This window comes from Klebsiella sp. GG_Kp175 (genome assembly GCF_040062325.1).
Lineage (GTDB): Bacteria > Pseudomonadota > Gammaproteobacteria > Enterobacterales > Enterobacteriaceae > Klebsiella > Klebsiella quasipneumoniae.
Window position 1 is genome coordinate 429,360 of sequence record NZ_JBEAFX010000003.1, and the last position, 17,344, is coordinate 446,703.

Here is a 17,344-nt window from a genome sequence, read left to right on the forward strand (position 1 = left end):
TGCGTCGCTCAGTATGTCTTATCATGACGGAACCACCGGGTTTCCACGTTGCCAATGTCCACGCCGTAAAGGCTGGCCACCGGCAGGATCGCCTCCATGACGCGTTGGGTATCTTGCTGTCCGGCTTCACCGTTGGACAAAAAAGCCAGCCAGCCCGTTAACCGTTGCCACAATGCCACTTTCGTTTTCTCCTCTGTCGGGAAGCGTATCGCCTGGGTCTATTTCAACCACAGTTGGCCGGGCGCGGGAAATATTAATTCCGAATTTGCAATCCTGGCTGGCGCATATTACTCCCGGTCCTTTTCCCCTCACCCTAACCCTCTCCCTGAGGGAGAGGGAACCGTTCGGCGGTCGTTGTCGCACCGGGAAAACGCCAGCGGCGCATAAAGAATACCCACAGGTTTGTTAAGTTCTTTTTGGTTATAGATAAGAATTTTTTCTTCTTTGCCGCCGATGGGCAATTTATGGGAGCGTGATGTCCACAAAACAAAACAGGGATTCAGGGGAAAAACTATGCGCAACAAAACCACAAAAATCGCACTGGCGCTGGGTATGCTGCTGCTCGCCTCGCAGGCGCAGGCCGACCAGCTGGCTGACATCAAAGCCGCTGGCGTCGTGAAAGTCGCCACCTTTGACGCCAACCCGCCGTTCGGCTCCGTAGACGCCAAAACCCACCATATCGTCGGCTACGACGTCGACTTTGCCCAGGCGCTGGCGAAAGCGCTCGGCGTCAAACTCGAGCTGGTGGCCACTAACCCGGCCAACCGTATTCCGCTGCTGCAGTCCGGCAAAGCCGACCTGATCGTCGCCGACATTACCATCACCCCGGAGCGGGCCCAGGTTATTGATTTCTCAACGCCGTATTTCGTCACCGGCCAGCAGTTCCTCGTGCCGGCCGGTTCTCCGGATAAGCTTGATGAATACAGCAAAGCGCGCATCGGCGCGGTGAAAGGCACCACCGGCGAACAGGCCCTGCACCAGCGTTTCCCGCAGGCTCGCGTCCTCTCCTATGACGATATTCCGCTGGCCCTGACCGCCCTGCGCAACGGCAACGTCCAGGCCATCACCCAGGACAGCACTATCCTTGCCGGTCTGTTGGCGGAAGCGCCGGATAAAGCCAAGTTTAAAATTCTGCCCGATCTGCTCAGCAAAGAAGAGATTGGCGTGGGCGTGAAGAAAGGCGAACCGGCCCTGCTGAAGGCCGTCAACGATGAGCTGGTGAAGCTGGAGAAAACCGGCGAAGCCGCGAAAATTTACGATGTCTGGTTTGGCCCTGCCACTAAAACGCCGCAGCCGCGCGCCTTTACCATAGAAGCGAAATAATATGTTCTCGGGTTTATTCTCCCACTCCGCGGCCCCGGCCGCGGATTTTTCACGTCTGCAGCGCGCCAGCATAACGTTTCGTGAGGTAGCCAAGCGCTACGGCGATCATCAGGTGCTTAACGCTATCAACCTGCAGGTCGAGCCCGGCGAAGTGGTGGCGATCCTCGGTCCTTCCGGATCGGGAAAATCGACGCTGATCCGCTTGATCAACCAGCTCGAATCCTTAAGCGGCGGCGAGATCCTGATCGACGGTAAACCCACCAGCCGGCTGAGCGGCAGCGCCTTGCGCCAGCTGCGTAGCCGCGTCGGCTTTGTCTTCCAGCAGTTCAACCTTTACGCCCACCTGACGGCGCAGGAGAACATCACGCTGGCGCTGGAGCGCGTCCACGGCTGGGGAAAAAGCGCGGCTCAGGAGCGAGCGCTTGCGCTGCTGCGCCAGGTCGGGCTGGAGGAGAAAGCGCAGCAGATGCCGGCGCAGCTCTCCGGCGGCCAGCAGCAGCGGGTGGCCATCGCCCGCGCTCTGGCCTCCTCGCCGCAGATTATCCTGTTCGACGAGCCCACCTCGGCCCTCGACCCGGAGATGATCGGCGAAGTGCTGCAGGTGATGAAAAACCTCGCCCACAGTGGGATCACCATGCTGGTGGTGACCCACGAGATGCAGTTTGCCCGCGAAATTGCCGACCGGGTGGTGTTTATCGACGGCGGCGACATTCTCGAGGTCGCCCCGCCGGCTGAGTTTTTCGCCCATCCGCAGCATGCCCGCGCGCGGCGTTTTCTGCAGAAGGTGCTGGATCCGCTGCACCAGGAGAGCCTCGAGTGACGCCGATGCTTGACTGGCACGGCGTCCTGAGCGGACAGCCGTTGCAATGGATTATCTCTGGTTTTCTCACCACCGTCTGGGTCAGCGTCGCCGGGATCCTGCTCGCCACTGCGCTGGCGGTCCTGCTGCTGGCCCTGCGTCTCGGCGGCGGCCGCGTGGGGCGCGGGCTGGTGGCCGCGTGGGTCTCGCTGTTTCGCAATACTCCGCTGCTGGTCCAGCTGCTGTTCTGGTACTTTGCCGCCTGGAACCTGCTGCCGCTGGCGGTGAAGGACGTGGTAAACGACGAGCACGCCTGGTCCATTCTGCCGGGCAACGTCTGGTGGCTGACGCCGGAGTTCCTCTGCTCGATGTGGGGGCTGGGGGTCTTTACCTCCGCCTTTCTGGTGGAAGAGATCGCCTCCGGACTGCGCGCCGTCAGCCACGGGCAGCGGGAAGCCGCGCTGTCGCAGGGCTTTACCCCATGGCAGGAGCTGCGCTTTATCCTCCTGCCGCAGGGACTGGCCAACGCCTGGCAGCCGATTGTCGGCCAGTATCTCAACCTGATGAAACTCTCATCGCTGGCCAGCGGCATCGGCTTTGCGGAACTGACTTATCAGGTGCGGCAGATTGAGAGCTATAACGCGCACGCCCTGGAGGCGTTTGCCGTCGGCACCGCGCTGTATCTGGCGCTGGGGGTGGCGATGGGCGTGGCGCTAACGCGTCTCGGCCCGGGAAGAAAACTGCAACGGAGCGCCCAACATGAACGCTAATCTGGCGGTGATCGCCGATAACCTTGATTACCTGCTGTGGGGCCGGCTGGCGGAGGGCCAGCCCGGCGGCGTGGCCCTGACCCTGCTGATGGCCATCGGCGCCACCCTGCTGGCGCTGCCGGGAGGCATTGCGCTGGCGGGGCTGGCCTGGCGCTACGGCGGGCTGACGCGACGTCTGCTGTTCCTGTGGGCGGAAATTATCCGCGGCATCCCGCTGATATTTGTCATCTTCTGGCTGTGGTATCTGCTGCCGATGCTGACCGGCGGCGATCTGCCCGGCGCGGTGACCGTGACCCTGGCGCTGGCGTGGTTTACCGCCGCCTCGGTGATGCATTCGGTGCTGGCCGGGCTGCAGTCGCTGCCGAAAGGACAGTATGAGGCGGCGCTGACCCAGGGGTTCGCCCCCTGGCAAACGCTGCGCCTGGTGCTGCTCCCGCAGGCGCTGCGCAACGTTCAGCCGTCGCTGGTGGGGATCTTTATCGGCCTGCTGAAGGACACTTCGCTGGCGTTTATCGTCAACGTCCCGGAGCTGACCACCGTGGCCGGCCAGGTCAACAACCGGGTGCAAATCTATCCCCTGGCGATCTTCGTCTTCACCGGCGCGGTGTACTACCTGCTGTGCTGCGGTCTGAGCCTGCTGGCCAGCCGGCGCTTTACCCGCCGCGCGACCGCCGGATAAGGCTCACTCCGCGGGGCGGGGCTTCAGCGGACAGGTATCGCTGATCTTAATAAATTTGTCGTTATAGACCAGATAGTGGTTCCCCGGCTGGCGCAATGCCGGCTGGCGAACCACGTCCCCGGGACGCAGATACCACGCGTCGCCCTCCTCTTCGGTCGAATCGCACCCGGGTTTAATCAGCAGCTTAAACCAGGTATTGCCGGTGTTGCTCACCGTCCCGGCCGCCTTATCGAAAGACCATTTAAACTGTACCTGCCGCGGGCGCACCACCAGGATGGTATCCATCACCACCACTGGCTCCATGCTGACTTCGCCGCCGGTCGGGCTGCGCCTCGTCAGGTTACGGGTGGGAATTTCACGAAACGAGACCCGATAGTAGCGCTCGCGGTTATCCCGCGGCCCATGATAATAAAATTTGAAATATTCGCTCTCCCCGGCCTGCAGCGCCAGCTGGCGGGGGGCGAACAGCAGTTCGCCATCCACCGGCCGGGAGCGCACTTCGCTGCCGCCAGGGCGGTCGATGGCGCTGACAGTGATCCGGTACAGCCGCGCGCTTTTATTGTTATTGACCACCCGTTTGCTGGCGAAATCCGCTTCAGCCGGCAGGGAAAAGGTCAGATTGCCGACCGAGATCGCCTGCGCCAGCGGCGCCGCCAGCAGGCAGCTCAGCGTCAGCAGGGCCTTAGTTAATGTTGCGCCACGTCGCCTGGACATGAATCTCTCCTGAAGCGCTGACTTCGCCAAACCAGCCGTTATCGTCTACCGTCCGCAGCGAAATGGCGTTATCCATCGGAATCGAAAATTTCACCGTGGTCTTATCCATCTGCCCCACTTCGCCGGAGATATCGGTCCACGGCGTGGTCAGCCACAGCGCATCGGTCATATCCCGCCAGCTGTCATCGCACCCGGCGTCGTAGGTCTGGGTCGCGCCGCTGCGGGTGATAAAAGAGAGCGTCGCCGGGAACGGCACTTTCGCCGTACCGTCATCGGAGCTGAAGAGACAGTAGGAGCGCCCACCAATCACCTGCGCCGGTCCGGTCACTTTGATCAGCACTTCGTCGGCAGCCGTTTTACCGCTGGTGGTGACGATGTAGCCGAAATCGAGCGCCGGTTCACCGCTGCCGACATACCCCTCCCGCGACGGCGCCGAGGTATATTCGTCAGAGATAATGCTGATGCTGAAATCACGGGGCTTGATAATCAGCGTATTGGAGGTGGAAAACTCATACCAGCCTGACTCCGGCGAGGTGGTGTTCTGGAAGCGAAAGTTGAACAGATCCTTGGTATTGATATCGCTGATCCCGAGATTCACCATCTGCTTAAAGAAGTTGCTGGAGAAGAACACATAGATCGCATCTGAGCTCTTCATCTCGTTGAAGGTGTAGTAATAGGCGGTATTGCTCACCGGCTTCCATGAGCTGCCGTTGAGGCTGAACTGCATATCATACGCCCCGACGGCCGAGGCCAGCGACGAGTTGGCGATCGCCGGGAAAATATGGATCGACGTATTGCTTAACCCATTGGTCTGCAAGGTATAATTGACCATCTTACAGCTTAATCCTGAACGGCTGCCGATGGTCTGCGTCCGGCAGTCGGCGTTCCCTTCCCCAAGGGTTGGCACGCCATCGCTGTTGATAAACACCTCCGCCAGCGAGTGGGTGTTTATCAACCTCAGGTTCGCGGCTTTGGTGTGGGTGACGTTGCGCACATACCAGTTGCCGGAGGCCTGATCCTTACAGCGCGCGCCGCTGCTGGCGTCGTAGTTCACCGAGGTCTGGCAGGCATTGATGGTCATCGTGAAGCTGCCGCCGACCGGCATCTGTTGCAGATACTGATAAAACGCGTCCGACATCATACCGTGCATCCACTTCGCGCCGCCGCTGGTCACCGTCGCGCCATAGAACCCGCTGGCGTCAGTGGTCTGCGGCAGGATCAGGCTGGTGGCCATATCGCACCCGGCGTACCAGTTGATGCAGCGCAGGCCGGTTAAGGGGTGCGAAACCGGCGAGTTTTCCAGCCACATATCAAACTTCCAGTTGGCATTGAGCCCGGTGTTGTAGCCGTTATCGATATAGCCGAGACTCTGCTGATAGATGGTGCCGGAGCCGGTGTATTTTAAGCCGGTCCAGCGGTTGGCGCCGGTCATGCGCGGATCCAGCGCCCCGCCGGGAGTGACGAAAAAGTTGTCGTCGGAGTTGTTTTCCACAAACACAAACTCGCGCGCCGGCGCATCCGACCAGGTGGTCTTGGTCACCGCCGCCCTGAGCGCAGCCGCCGGCCAGAGCAGCGCGAGGATCGCCAGGGCGATTAATGGGTTAACTTTCATTCTCTTCTCCTGTCTGCTGCACCGCCGCCCACGACGAGAGGCCGCTGCAAACCACATCCCCCACCCACACGGCGCCGCGCGCCTGGCTGAGCTCCAGCGCCACTTCGCAGGTTTTATTGCCGCCGTAGCTGAAATCGATCGTGGGGTATTTCTTATCCACATCCATAACAAACTCGCCGTTTTCATCGGTGCGGGTACGGCCGATATGGTTGTTAATCCGCGCATTCGCCAGCAGCGTGCCGTCTTCCGCCCGAATACGACCGGAGACGGTGACCATCTGCTTCACCTCTGGCTCAATCACCGCCACGTTGCCGGGATAGAGAGTCAGATGACTCTTGCGCCCGCTGACGATGTCGTAACTGTCGAGCGAGTTTTTGCTGTTCTGCAGCTCCACCTCATAGCGGCCATAAGGGGAGAGCGGCAGATAGTTACGCTTACCGCTGAGCGGGAAGATCCGCCCGTTGACCCTGGCGCTGATTTGACCATCGTCCTCCAGCCCGGTGTTGAAGATCACCCCGGCGTTGCCGTCGGTTCGTCCGCTGGCGGCGATATTTTTGCCCTGCCAGCCGACGCTGCCGCTGGCGGTGAGGTTGGTGTTGACGTAGCCGTCCGCTGCGCTGTTGACGTTCAGCGTGCCGCTGGCGTAGCGGGCGTCGAACTGGGCATACGCCCCGCCGCTGAGGGTTTTGTCATCCCCGGTATCGCCGGAGATGGCCCGCGACAGATTGGCGCCGATGGTGCGAATGGTACCTTCATCAAACTGTTTACGCGCTGAGAGGTTAGCCATGGTGTAGCCGTTCTGATGGGTCATCCCGGCGCTGAACCAGTTGCCCAGCGGCAGCGACAGATCGAGGGCGATATATTTCCCGGTGTTGGCGCTGCTGTCGCCATTGTTATAGCGCTGGATCCCCGCCCGCAGGCCGAGCGAGCCAAAGGCGCCGCTGTAGACCGTCTGATAGTAATCCGCGGTGTAGTAATGGCTGTTGTAGCGGCGATCATCGTTGTAGCTCACGCTGAACGTTCCCAGCTTCGACCACAGCGCGTTCAGGTTGAGGGTGCCGCCGATCGCCCGGTTATCGGCATCGCTGCGCCGCAATTGATCGCCAATGCGGGTTCTCTCCTGGTTGACCCACACTGAACTAAAGCCCCCCGGCAACGTGGCGCTGATGCTGCCGACGCTGCTCCACGAGCTGTCGCTGGCCAGCATGTTTTGCAGGTTAACGTTGATCGCCTCGCCCAGCGGCAGCGTCAGGCGAGTTTCTCCCACCGCCTGGTTGTCGTAGCCATAGCCCGTTGCCGCCCAGCTCAGGGTGCTGAGCGACCCGGAGGCCGAGAGGCCCGCCAGCCAGCTCTCTTTCGCTGGCCGGGTCTTTTTTCCGCTCTCCGACCAGCGATCCATATGAAAACTGCCGCCCCATACCTGCCACGCCAGCGGCGCGCCGGCGCCGCGTCCCCGGCTGAACAGCTTATTGACCCGCTGGGTGCGTTTGCTGACCACCCGCCCGTTGACGATCACCTCCACTTCCACGTCGTAAATACCGTACGGCAGGCCGCGGGTATCCACTTCATGGTTGCCCATGGCGAAGTTCTGGACGCTCAGCAACCGGCCGTCGCGGGTGAGATGCACCTCGCCCGCCGCCGGTAAAAAGGCAATCACCGGCGTGGCGGACTGGCTGTTGTCGAAGACGGTGGAGCTGGCCTGGTTCCCCCAGGAAAGGCCGTAAATCTTGCCCGCCGAAATAGCGGTCATCGGTCCCAGAGACTGCAGGTTCCAGGTGTCAAGCATCCCGCCGGCAAAGCGGTGGCCGGCGAAATCGCGTTCATACATGGCTTTATATAATTCACTGTCCTGCTGACCACTGCCGATGCCGTACAGCGAGCCGTCGAGCACCACGTGATGCTCACGCAGCGCCGTGACGTTGTTCAGCGACAGGTAGCTGGAGGTGTTGCTTCCGCCGTTGCGCATCTGGTTGTTATAGACGCCGAGGTTATAGCTCAGGTTGCTGCTCAGGGCGTTGACGCTCGACTGGCCGATGTCTTCGCTGCGCGAGCGCAGCACAGTGCCCAGCGCCTCGCGCTTGACCACCAGCTGCAGCAGCAGCTGGCGCAGGCTGAGATCCAGCTGCGCGCTCTCGGTCAGAGTAATGGTGAGCGCCTCGCTGAACGGGGCGTTGGCGAGGCCGATCAGCTGCTGTCGGGTCTGTTCGCTGACGCTGGCGTTACCCTCATTGTCCTCCAGCCGGATCTGCCGAACGCGCAGCTGGCCGCCATCCAGCCAGATAAAGGCGCTGCCGATCCGCTGATCGTCCCGGGTGTCCTGGCTGCCGGCAAGATGAATATAAAGAGGAACGCTCATGCCGTCCTGCAGCGCCTGGCTGAAGGCCTGCGGAATAATCACCCCGCCAATCTGCTGCGCGCCTGGGGCCGCCGCACTGGCGTCGGGCTGAACGAACAAAAAAAACATGCCGAAGGCAAGCCGCGTTTTCAGTCCTGGGGAAATCCGTTGTAGAGGCATCGTCGTTATCCATCTGCACAGCTGTCTATTTCACGGGAACAAACTGCTCACCCTGCCAAAGCGCAACCCGTCCTTTTTTATCCGCCGTGTCCACGCGCGTAAAACGGCGTGATTTACCCGGCATCAGGTAGTAGTTCTCTTTGCACTCCTTACCGTCGGCGGCCTTCAGGCAGGGGCCGTAGGCGAGGATCCGCAGCGTCGCATTCCCGGTGTTGGTCAGGGAGCCGTTGGCATACTGAAAGCGGTAGTTCACCTGCCGGGGCGCCACCACCAGGATGGTGCCGATGCGAGCGGAAGCGGTGGCCACCGCGCTGCGGGTGGCGTTATCGCGCTGGGCATCGCTGAGCGCCTGGTCGAACCAGACAATGCGGTAGTAGCGCTCTTTGTTATCCGCCGGGCCTTTGTAGAAGAAGCGGATCACATCGCTGGCCTGGGCGGGTAGCAGCAGGCTGGCGGGAGTGAGCAGCACCTCATCCGGTTTATCCATCGGGATAACCTGTCCGTCGTCCAGTGGGGAAGAGAGCCGTTCGAGATGGATATTGATCAGGCGGCCGCTGTCGGTGCTGTTCTTGATCGTTTTGCTCAGCGTGCTGCTGCCGCTGTTCATAAACGATGAGATATCGCCGACATCCAGCGCCTGCGCCGGCGATACTCCGGCAAGCAGCAGCCCGAGGGCCAGAAGGTGCTTTTTCATAACAATTCCGTCCGTGAAAAAAGCAGGGGGAGCCCCCCTGCTGGCGCATCACAAGGATCAGCTGGTCCAGGTGGCGTCGAACTGTACGCTGACGTCGCCGCTCCAGATCCCTTCCGGCAGGGTGCTGTAATCGGTCACGGCGGTGGTGCCATCGGTGGTGCCGCTGATGATCGAGAAGGTGAAACCATCCTGCGCGGTGGTACGGCCGCTGGCGTTGTAGCCGTTAGCCAGCGCGCTGAGGTTGCCGCCCAGAACGTTGTTGGCGGTATCGATCATCACGGTATCACCGGTTTTTTCCACCGCTGCGCCGTTATAATCCACGCCCACGCTCAGCGTGGAGCCGGAGGTATCCAGCTGGGTTAAGGTGTTGGTGATAAGACGCGAGGTCAGCTTAAAGGCGGTCGCCGTTGCGTCACCCTCAATCGCCACGTCAAACAGACCTTTCTGCGAGTTAAAACCTTTCACGCCTTCGGCATACTGGAACGCCAGGCTGCCGAGCGGGGTGACCACCAGCTTGCTGGTGGTGTCTTTTTTGGCGGTCGCAGACCAGGTCGCTACAGCCTGAGCCGTTACGTCAGCAGCCTGCGCCACGCCCATACCGGTAAACGCCGTTACCAGAGCTATTGCCAGAACCTTTTTTTTCATCGCTTTTTCTTCCTGAGTTGAATTAAGGACATGATGTCCCGGTGAACCATTCAAAAATTAACTTGCCTGGGTGTTACTGAACTAATTTGTATATTTTGGAATACAGCTTGGCCTCGGCATTGCGCCGATGGGTATATACTGTCTTCACGCTACAATTTTCAATTCTGGCGATCGATTTCGGCTGCATGCCCTGGGCGGTCATGCGGATAATTTTCATTTCCCGGTCTGTAATTTTATCTTTCTTAATATCTTTACGGAGAAACCTGCCATTAATCACATAGGCCAGCTCTTTTCGAATATCGCGACTCAGGCCAACATATACCACGCCGCGAATATCGCTATTGTAATACCAGTAATTCGCTAAGGCTTCTGACTTCCTGGCCGCAATTAATACGACCTGTTTCCCCTTTACCGCGGATAGCCATTCGCTGTCGCGCCTGATAAACTCGTTTAACGAAGCCGTATTGAGATTGATAAACACGAAATCTTTTCTGATTTTCTCTAGCGACAGATAAATTAATTCGTCGATATCTACAATCAGTTCGGACAATCCTTTATAGAAGTAGGAGTCATCGGCAGACCAAATATACTTATCGGAACAGCTTTTATATTCCATATAGTTTTTAACCTCATAGTCCTTGAAGTAATCATTTTTAAAACGTCACTGCTTGCCAGGCCTATAAAGTTTACTGGCGTATTCGATTCCTTTAGTAAATCGCCATTAAATAAGACACGCATTACTTATCAATATTGAATAAGCGGGGTTAAACTATAATTATTTTCTGCTTGGCGTTGAATTTAAGTTTTTTCCTATGGAGTGTCAACATGCGGGAAGGCAATGAATTTCGCGCCCAGGTCAATATTTACAAAAACTGAAAATATCTCATTTTTGAGCGAAAGAAAAAGGTATTTATTTTCATAAGGTTATTAGCAATATAACCCTCAATTCTTAGCAGAATTTTATATTACCCAGGATCTTCACCCTATTATGTTAGGAATATTCTTAATGAAGGGCAGAATGCAGTTGTCAAATAAACCAAATTTATTCAAAAATAAAGAATATAAGTCTAAAAATCAGCAATAACCAGGATGATTCACCAATGCATAAGACTCATAAATAGATTAACATGTCGCACAAAATAGTTATATATATGTTAATTTTGCGGAATGATGAATGCTAAACAAAGGCAGAAGCATTATCTATTCGATTAAACAGACCTCATTAGCAAGATAAAACGAGTTTTGCCGATGGGTTCCTGCCGCACGGGGACGCCAGCCTCCGCGTTCCCGAAAGCATAGCCGCTTTTCGGCGCTTCGCCAGCGTACCGCGCACGGTGAACCGCTCACCGCCGCCCTTTCCCGCCTGTTCACGGTTTGTTCGCAATACCGTCATCGAAATTTCACATAAAGACCTATTAATAGTGGCCAGTTAATGACGAACCTGGACACTCTTATGAACAGCTCTCTTGCCGCGGTGGCCGAAACTGATTTCCAGCCGTTCACCGAACTCAATGCCGGCCGGCAGCGGAAGGTCTTAAGCGTGCGTAATCTGAGTAAAGCTTATCAAGCCCAGCACAAGGTGCTGGACGGCATCAGTTTTGATCTGCACGCTGGCGAAATGGTTGGCATCATAGGCCGCTCCGGCGCCGGTAAATCGACGCTCCTGCATGTCCTTAACGGCACCCACAGCGCCAGCGGCGGCGAAATTCTTAGTTACCCGGAAGTCGGTACCCCGCACGATGTCTCCCGGCTGAAAGGGCGCGCGCTCAATGCCTGGCGCAGCCACTGCGGGATGATTTTTCAGGACTTCTGCCTGGTGCCCCGTCTCGATGTGCTCACCAACGTCCTGCTGGGCCGCCTCAGCCAGACCTCAACCCTGAAATCGCTGTTTAAAATCTTTCCTGAAGCCGACCGGGCGCGCGCCATTGCGCTGCTCGAGTGGATGAACATGTTGCCGCACGCGCTGCAGCGGGCGGAGAACCTCTCCGGCGGGCAGATGCAGCGGGTGGCGATCTGCCGGGCGCTGATGCAGAACCCCGGCATCCTGCTGGCCGACGAGCCTGTCGCCTCGCTGGATCCGAAAAACACCCAGCGCATCATGGATGTACTGCGCGAGATTAGCGAGCAGGGCATCAGCGTGATGGTAAACCTGCATTCGGTAGAGCTGGTGAAGACCTACTGCACCCGGGTTATCGGCGTCGCCAGCGGCCAGCTTATTTTTGACGATCACCCCTCCCGGCTGACGCAGGATGTGCTGCAGCGGCTGTACGGCGATGAAGTTAGCCAATTGCATTAATTTCACTCACACGGGCAACATAATGAAAAAATCTATGACTGGCGCAGTTCGTTTATCCGCAATGGTCGCGGGCATGATGATGGCATGGCAGGCAGCGGCGGCGCAGCCGAAAGAGCTGAATCTGGGCATTCTCGGCGGCCAGAACGCCACCCAGCAAATCGGCGATAACCAGTGCGTGAAGGCCTTCCTCGATAAAGAGCTGAACGTGGACACCAAACTGCGCAACTCTTCCGACTATTCCGGAGTGATCCAGGGTCTGCTGGGAGGGAAAGTCGACGTGGTGCTGAGCATGTCTCCCTCCTCTTACGCCTCGGTTTATCTTAATAACCCCAAAGCGGTGGATATCGTTGGTATCGCCGTGGACGACAAAGATCAGTCTCGCGGCTACCACTCGGTGGTGATTGTCAAAGCTGACTCCCCGTATAAAACGCTGGACGATTTAAAAGGCAAAGCCTTCGGCTTCGCCGACCCGGACTCCACTTCCGGGTATCTGATCCCTAACCATGCGTTTAAAGAAAAATTTGGCGGTAACGCCGACAACAAATACAACAACACCTTCTCCAGCGTCACCTTCTCCGGTGGCCACGAGCAGGACATCCTCGGCGTGCTGAATGGCCAGTTCGCGGGCGCGGTCACCTGGGCCTCGATGGTGGGCGATTACAACACCGGCTACACCACCGGCGCGTTCAACCGCCTGATTCGCATGGATCATCCGGATCTGATGAAGCAGATCCGCATTATCTGGCAATCGCCGCTGATCCCGAACGGCCCGATCCTGGTGAGCAATGCGCTGCCAGCGGACTTTAAAGCGAAGGTCGTGGCGGCGGTGAAAAAACTGGATACTGAGGATCACGCCTGCTTTATCAAAGCGATGGGCGGTACTCAGCACATCGGCCCGGGCAGCGTGGCTGACTTCCAGCAGATTATTGATATGAAACGCGAGCTGGTGAGCGCGCGTTAATCCTGCCTCAACGCCGCCTGCTTGCCCCAGGGTAAGCGGCGGCGCTACGTTGAAGATCCCCGACGCATGAAGACGACCCACACCGAATTTGAACGCTATTACCAGCAGGTACGCTCGCGGCAAAAGCGCGATGCCGTCTGCTGGTCGCTGCTGCTGCTGGCGCTCTATTTTGCCGCCGGCAGCGCCGCGGAATTTAATCTGCTGACTATCTGGCACTCGCTCCCCCATTTCTTTGACTATATGGCAGAGACCATTCCGCCCCTGAGCGCCGGCAACCTGTTCGCCGACGTGCAGACCAAAGGCTCGCTGGCCTGGTGGGGCTATCGCCTGCCGATCCAGCTGCCGCTGATCTGGGAAACTCTGCAGCTGGCGCTGGCCTCAACCCTGGTGGCCGTCGCCATTGCCACGGTTTTCGCGTTTCTTGCCGCCAATAACGCCTGGTCCCCGGCGCCGGTGCGCTTTGCCATTCGCGTGCTGGTGGCGTTTTTGCGCACCATGCCCGAGCTGGCGTGGGCGGTGATCTTTGTGATGGCGTTCGGCATCGGCGCGATTCCGGGCTTTCTGGCGCTGATGCTGCATACCGTCGGCAGCCTGACCAAACTGTTCTACGAGGCGGTGGAAAGCGCGCAAAACAAACCGGTACGCGGCCTGGCGGCCTGCGGCGCATCCCCGCTGCAGAAAATTCGCTTCGCCCTGTGGCCTCAGGTGAAACCGCTGTTTCTCTCCTATGGCTTTATGCGGCTTGAAATCAACTTCCGCTCGTCGACCATTCTCGGGCTGGTGGGCGCGGGCGGCATCGGCCAGGAGCTGATGACCAACATCAAGCTCGACCGCTACGATCAGGTGAGCATCACCCTGCTGCTGATCATTCTGGTGGTGTCGGCGCTGGACATGCTGTCCGGTCGTCTGCGCCTGTGGGTACTGGAGGGTAAGAAATGAGCGTCTGGCACATGCAACCGGATCTCGCCGCCAGCCGGCGGCAGCATAAGCAGCTCTATCAGGTCCAGGGGCGCTACCTGCGCTACGTCGGACTGGTGGCGCTGGCCTGCCTGCTCTATTACGTCTGGTTTTTTCTGCAGTTCGGCATCAGCGGCGAACAGCTGACCACCGGCCTACAGCAGATTGGCCGCTATCTGGCGCGGATGTTCGTCTGGCACGACTTCTGGAACTGGCCGTTCGGCTATTACTTCACGCAAATCGGCATCACTCTGGCTATCGTCTTCGCCGGGACGCTCACCGCCACGGTGCTGGCGCTGCTGCTCTCCTTCTTCGCCGCCCGCAACATCATGCGCGGCGTGGTGCTGGGGACCCTCGCCCTGCTGATGCGCCGCCTGTTTGATGTGCTGCGCGGGATCGACATGGCTATCTGGGGGCTGATTTTCGTGCGCGCGGTAGGCCTCGGGCCGCTGGCCGGGGTGCTGGCGATCATCATGCAGGACACCGGCCTGCTGGGACGGCTGTACGCGGAAGGACACGAAGCGGTGGACCGCTCCCCCGGGCGCGGACTGACCGCCGTGGGCGCGAACGGCCTGCAAAAGCATCGCTTTGGCATTTTTACCCAGTCGTTCCCGACCTTCCTCGCATTGAGCCTGTATCAGATTGAATCCAACACCCGCTCCGCGGCGGTGCTGGGCTTCGTCGGCGCCGGCGGTATTGGGCTTATCTATGCCGAGAATATGCGCCTGTGGAACTGGGATGTGGTGATGTTTATCACCCTGCTGCTGGTGGCGGTGGTGATGATCATGGACACCCTCTCCGCCTGGCTGCGCCGTCGCTATATCGGCGGCGCCGTGGTGCCGCTGTATCAGGACGAACGCTAGCGCACCTTTGTGCCGGGTGGCGGCTACGCCTTACCCGGCCTGCGGGGTCCTCTCACTGGCTGACACATCGTAGGCCCGGTAAGCGCAGCGCCACCGGGCGATGACAGCGGGTACGGAGCTGCTTTTATGCCGGGTGGCGGCTGCGCCTTACCCGGCCTACGGCCCGAGCAATCAGTCATTAATTTACCCACTTGCGCGACTGAAACTGCCGGTGCTGGCCGGAGCCCGGGGGTACAGGGGGCGGCGGCGACTGGCCGCCCCCTGTGCGCTCCAGGCACCATGAGTGACATAGCGCAGAAAAAATATGGGGAGCGCAATCTGCCCGGAAAAAGCCCAGGAGTGGTAGCCCTGCTAAACGCAGGGCGAGCAGGGACATTTCCGGTTGCGCCGATATTCCGCCGGGTGGCGGCTGCGCCTTACCCGGCCTACTCGTCCGGCTCCGACTGTCTGTAGGCCCGGCAAGCGCAGCGCCACCGGGCGATGGCATCAGGCACGGAGCTGCTTTTATGCCGGGTGGCGGCTGTGCCTTACCCGGCCTGCAGGGCTTATCCGGTCTGGAACGACTGAACCCGAAGAAACATTTATCCGCTCCGCTATTCCAGCCGCCAGCTCAGCACCGGCCAGCCGTATCCGGCACCGGCCGCCTGCAGCTGCGGACAGGGATTAACCAGCCGCACGCGATCCGCATGCAGGCACAGCGGCAGATCGTTAATGGAATCGGTATAGAACGTCACCTCGCCGTCATACTGCGGATGCGCCTCGCGCCACTGCGCCAGACGCGCCACCTTCCCCTGCTGATAGCTGGGGATCCCGGCAATGACCCCGCTGTAGCCGCCGTCGACCATCGCCACGTCAATGCCCAGCGCCTGATCGATCTCCAGCGCGGCGGCCACCGCCTGCACCAGCAGGCTAACCGAGGCGGAGATAATCAGCATCTGCTCCCCCTTGGCCCGCAGACGACGAATGAGCTCCCACGCCTGCGGATAGACCCGGGGCAGGATCGCCTCGCGCACGCAGCGGGCCACCAGCGCATCAACGTCCGATTTCGGTATTCCGGCAAGCGGCGCCTGGATCAGGGCCACATAATCGGCGATATTCATCTCTCCCCGGTCATAATCCGCCATCAGCTGCGCCTCGCGGGCAAGATACCCCTTCTGCGTCGCCAGCCCTTCGCGAACCATAAACTGGCTCCAGACCGTACTGCTATCGCCCTGTATCAGGGTGTTATCGAGATCAAAAATCGTCAGCGTGTTGCCCATGGTACTTTCCCTTACTGGTCAAAATAAGCTGCCGGGAGCATGCGTAAAAAAGATGACAGGAAAATGAACCGGACGCCGCAGCGCCCGGCTCGTCGTCAGCCGGCGCGGACCTTGCCGGTGCGGAACACCAATACGATCCCGCCGACGATCGCCACCATACCGACCATCGCCGCCGCCGGCAGCCGGTTGCCCAGCAGCAGATAATCCAGCAGCGCCGTGATCGCCGGCACCAGATAAAAGAGGCTGGTGACATTGACGATATTTCCCGCGCTCAGCAGACGATACAGCAGCAGCTGGGCGACCACCGAAATCAGCAGCCCGAGAAACAGCACCGGAATAATCAACCCGACGTTAACGGTAAACCGGAAGCCGCTGACCGGGGCGATCAACAGGCACAGCCCCAGACTCACGGCATACTGCAGCGGCAGGACATCCGCCGGCGACTGACGGCTGCGCTTTTGCCACAGCGCGCCAAAAGTCATCAGCAGCAAAGCCGCCAGCGCAAACAGGATCCCCGCCATCGCCATGGGCGACGCCGCCAGGCTGCGCCATACCAGCAGCACCAGCCCCGCCAGGGCAAGCAGCAGCCCCAGCAGCCGCCGCCCCTGCAGGCGGCGCTCCACCACGCAAAGCGTGAGGATGGGCTGGATCCCCATGATGGTGGCGATAAGTCCCGGCGTCACGCCGTTGGCCATCGCCTCGAAGTAACAGACCGAATAGCCGCCAATCAGCATCAGGCCGGTGGCCGCGGTCTGCAAGCGGGTGCCCGGCGCGGGCAGCCAGCGCCGACGGACGATGGCCAGCGGCGCCAGCGCGACCAGGGCAATCAGAAAACGAAAGACCAGCAGCGCCATCGGCGAGGCGTTGTCCAGTCCCCAGCGGGTGAAAATGGCCGCACTGCCCCACAGCAGCACAAAAATGGCCGTTGTCGCCTGCGAGGCGAGCAGAGAATAGCGAACGTGCATAGCATGCTCCAGAACGTCAAACACAAGGTATCAAGCGTCATACCGGCAGGTAAGCGCCTGCAAAGACGGCGTTAAGCGCCGAAAACAACCCGGTCTGGAGGGGGAGGCGGTGGGCAGAGCGTGGCGAAGCGATGATGAGGCGCAGACGTCATCCACCCCGCGTCGAAAGCGGCGCCGGGCAAAGTCTCACCAGAGATGGCGTAATGCGTCATGGAATGCCTCGTGAAATGTTTAATCAGAATCCTGGCACAGGCCGTTCGGAAGTGACAACTGCCTTTTATGGGTGATCTCT

General features: G+C 59.4%; 17 protein-coding genes. 8 read left to right on the forward strand and 9 right to left on the reverse strand.

Annotated elements, in window-relative coordinates:
* Positions 1 to 8: 8 nt before the first annotated feature.
* Positions 9 to 179: a hypothetical protein gene (locus tag ABLU73_RS08040; protein ID WP_002890108.1), complete on the reverse strand. Its 171-nt coding sequence runs from the start codon at positions 177 to 179 to the stop codon at positions 9 to 11.
* A 334-nt stretch (positions 180 to 513) separates the two neighbouring features.
* Between ABLU73_RS08040 and ABLU73_RS08045 the strand changes: the two genes are divergently transcribed.
* The 4 genes from ABLU73_RS08045 to ABLU73_RS08060 are packed head-to-tail and all read left to right on the forward strand — an operon-like array spanning position 514 to position 3,571.
* The gene (locus tag ABLU73_RS08045) at positions 514 to 1,323 is read left to right on the forward strand and encodes an ABC transporter substrate-binding protein (protein WP_002890106.1); all 810 of its coding nucleotides are present in this window, start codon (positions 514 to 516) and stop codon (positions 1,321 to 1,323) included.
* Position 1,324: 1 nt separating this feature from the next.
* On the forward strand, positions 1,325 to 2,143 hold the full coding sequence (locus ABLU73_RS08050) for an amino acid ABC transporter ATP-binding protein (RefSeq protein ID WP_004204909.1): 819 nt from the start codon (positions 1,325 to 1,327) through the stop codon (positions 2,141 to 2,143).
* Positions 2,140 to 2,892: an amino acid ABC transporter permease gene (locus ABLU73_RS08055; RefSeq protein ID WP_017900980.1), complete on the forward strand. Its 753-nt coding sequence runs from the start codon at positions 2,140 to 2,142 to the stop codon at positions 2,890 to 2,892. Before ABLU73_RS08050 ends, ABLU73_RS08055 begins: the two co-directional genes overlap by 4 nt.
* Positions 2,882 to 3,571 (forward strand): amino acid ABC transporter permease, encoded by a 690-nt coding sequence (locus ABLU73_RS08060; RefSeq protein WP_004204913.1) that lies wholly within the window; start codon positions 2,882 to 2,884, stop codon positions 3,569 to 3,571. Before ABLU73_RS08055 ends, ABLU73_RS08060 begins: the two co-directional genes overlap by 11 nt.
* Before the next feature lie 3 nt (positions 3,572 to 3,574).
* Here the strand turns inward: ABLU73_RS08060 and ABLU73_RS08065 are convergent, their stop codons facing one another.
* The 6 genes from ABLU73_RS08065 to ABLU73_RS08090 all read right to left on the reverse strand — a co-directional run bounded on the left by ABLU73_RS08065 (position 3,575) and on the right by ABLU73_RS08090 (position 10,367).
* Positions 3,575 to 4,285, reverse strand: a complete 711-nt coding sequence (locus tag ABLU73_RS08065; protein ID WP_017900978.1) for a fimbria/pilus periplasmic chaperone — start codon at positions 4,283 to 4,285, stop codon at positions 3,575 to 3,577.
* Positions 4,254 to 5,897: a fimbrial adhesin EcpD gene (ecpD, locus tag ABLU73_RS08070; protein ID WP_004204915.1), complete on the reverse strand. Its 1,644-nt coding sequence runs from the start codon at positions 5,895 to 5,897 to the stop codon at positions 4,254 to 4,256. The genes ABLU73_RS08065 and ecpD overlap by 32 nt, the downstream gene beginning before the upstream one ends.
* Complete coding sequence (locus tag ABLU73_RS08075; protein WP_105177902.1) at positions 5,887 to 8,412, reverse strand: fimbrial biogenesis outer membrane usher protein; 2,526 nt, start codon at positions 8,410 to 8,412, stop codon at positions 5,887 to 5,889. Before ABLU73_RS08075 ends, ecpD begins: the two co-directional genes overlap by 11 nt.
* A gap of 25 nt (positions 8,413 to 8,437) precedes the next feature.
* On the reverse strand, positions 8,438 to 9,106 hold the full coding sequence (locus ABLU73_RS08080) for a hypothetical protein (protein WP_017900976.1): 669 nt from the start codon (positions 9,104 to 9,106) through the stop codon (positions 8,438 to 8,440).
* A 57-nt stretch (positions 9,107 to 9,163) separates the two neighbouring features.
* Positions 9,164 to 9,751: a common pilus major fimbrillin subunit EcpA gene (ecpA, locus tag ABLU73_RS08085; protein WP_004204919.1), complete on the reverse strand. Its 588-nt coding sequence runs from the start codon at positions 9,749 to 9,751 to the stop codon at positions 9,164 to 9,166.
* Between the two features lie 73 nt (positions 9,752 to 9,824).
* Positions 9,825 to 10,367, reverse strand: coding sequence for a helix-turn-helix transcriptional regulator (locus tag ABLU73_RS08090; RefSeq protein ID WP_004144585.1), 543 nt, complete (start codon positions 10,365 to 10,367; stop codon positions 9,825 to 9,827).
* Positions 10,368 to 11,204: 837 nt separating this feature from the next.
* Between ABLU73_RS08090 and phnC the strand changes: the two genes are divergently transcribed.
* The 4 genes from phnC to phnE (ABLU73_RS08110) all read left to right on the forward strand — a co-directional run bounded on the left by phnC (position 11,205) and on the right by phnE (ABLU73_RS08110) (position 14,828).
* Complete coding sequence (gene phnC / locus ABLU73_RS08095; RefSeq protein ID WP_004204921.1) at positions 11,205 to 12,047, forward strand: phosphonate ABC transporter ATP-binding protein; 843 nt, start codon at positions 11,205 to 11,207, stop codon at positions 12,045 to 12,047.
* 22 nt (positions 12,048 to 12,069) lie between these two features.
* On the forward strand, positions 12,070 to 13,008 hold the full coding sequence (phnD, locus tag ABLU73_RS08100) for a phosphonate ABC transporter substrate-binding protein (protein ID WP_032426081.1): 939 nt from the start codon (positions 12,070 to 12,072) through the stop codon (positions 13,006 to 13,008).
* 66 nt (positions 13,009 to 13,074) lie between these two features.
* Entirely contained in the window at positions 13,075 to 13,947 is an 873-nt protein-coding gene (gene phnE, locus ABLU73_RS08105; protein ID WP_002890001.1) for a phosphonate ABC transporter, permease protein PhnE, read from the forward strand.
* Positions 13,944 to 14,828: a phosphonate ABC transporter, permease protein PhnE gene (gene phnE / locus ABLU73_RS08110; protein ID WP_017900973.1), complete on the forward strand. Its 885-nt coding sequence runs from the start codon at positions 13,944 to 13,946 to the stop codon at positions 14,826 to 14,828. The genes phnE (ABLU73_RS08105) and phnE (ABLU73_RS08110) overlap by 4 nt, the downstream gene beginning before the upstream one ends.
* A 593-nt stretch (positions 14,829 to 15,421) precedes the next feature.
* Here the strand turns inward: phnE (ABLU73_RS08110) and ABLU73_RS08115 are convergent.
* Both ABLU73_RS08115 and ABLU73_RS08120 read right to left on the reverse strand, forming a co-directional pair.
* Positions 15,422 to 16,087, reverse strand: a complete 666-nt coding sequence (locus ABLU73_RS08115) for an HAD family hydrolase (RefSeq protein WP_214456121.1) — start codon at positions 16,085 to 16,087, stop codon at positions 15,422 to 15,424.
* A gap of 95 nt (positions 16,088 to 16,182) precedes the next feature.
* Entirely contained in the window at positions 16,183 to 17,052 is an 870-nt protein-coding gene (locus ABLU73_RS08120) for a DMT family transporter (RefSeq protein WP_146411222.1), read from the reverse strand.
* Between the last annotated feature and the right edge of the window lie 292 nt (positions 17,053 to 17,344).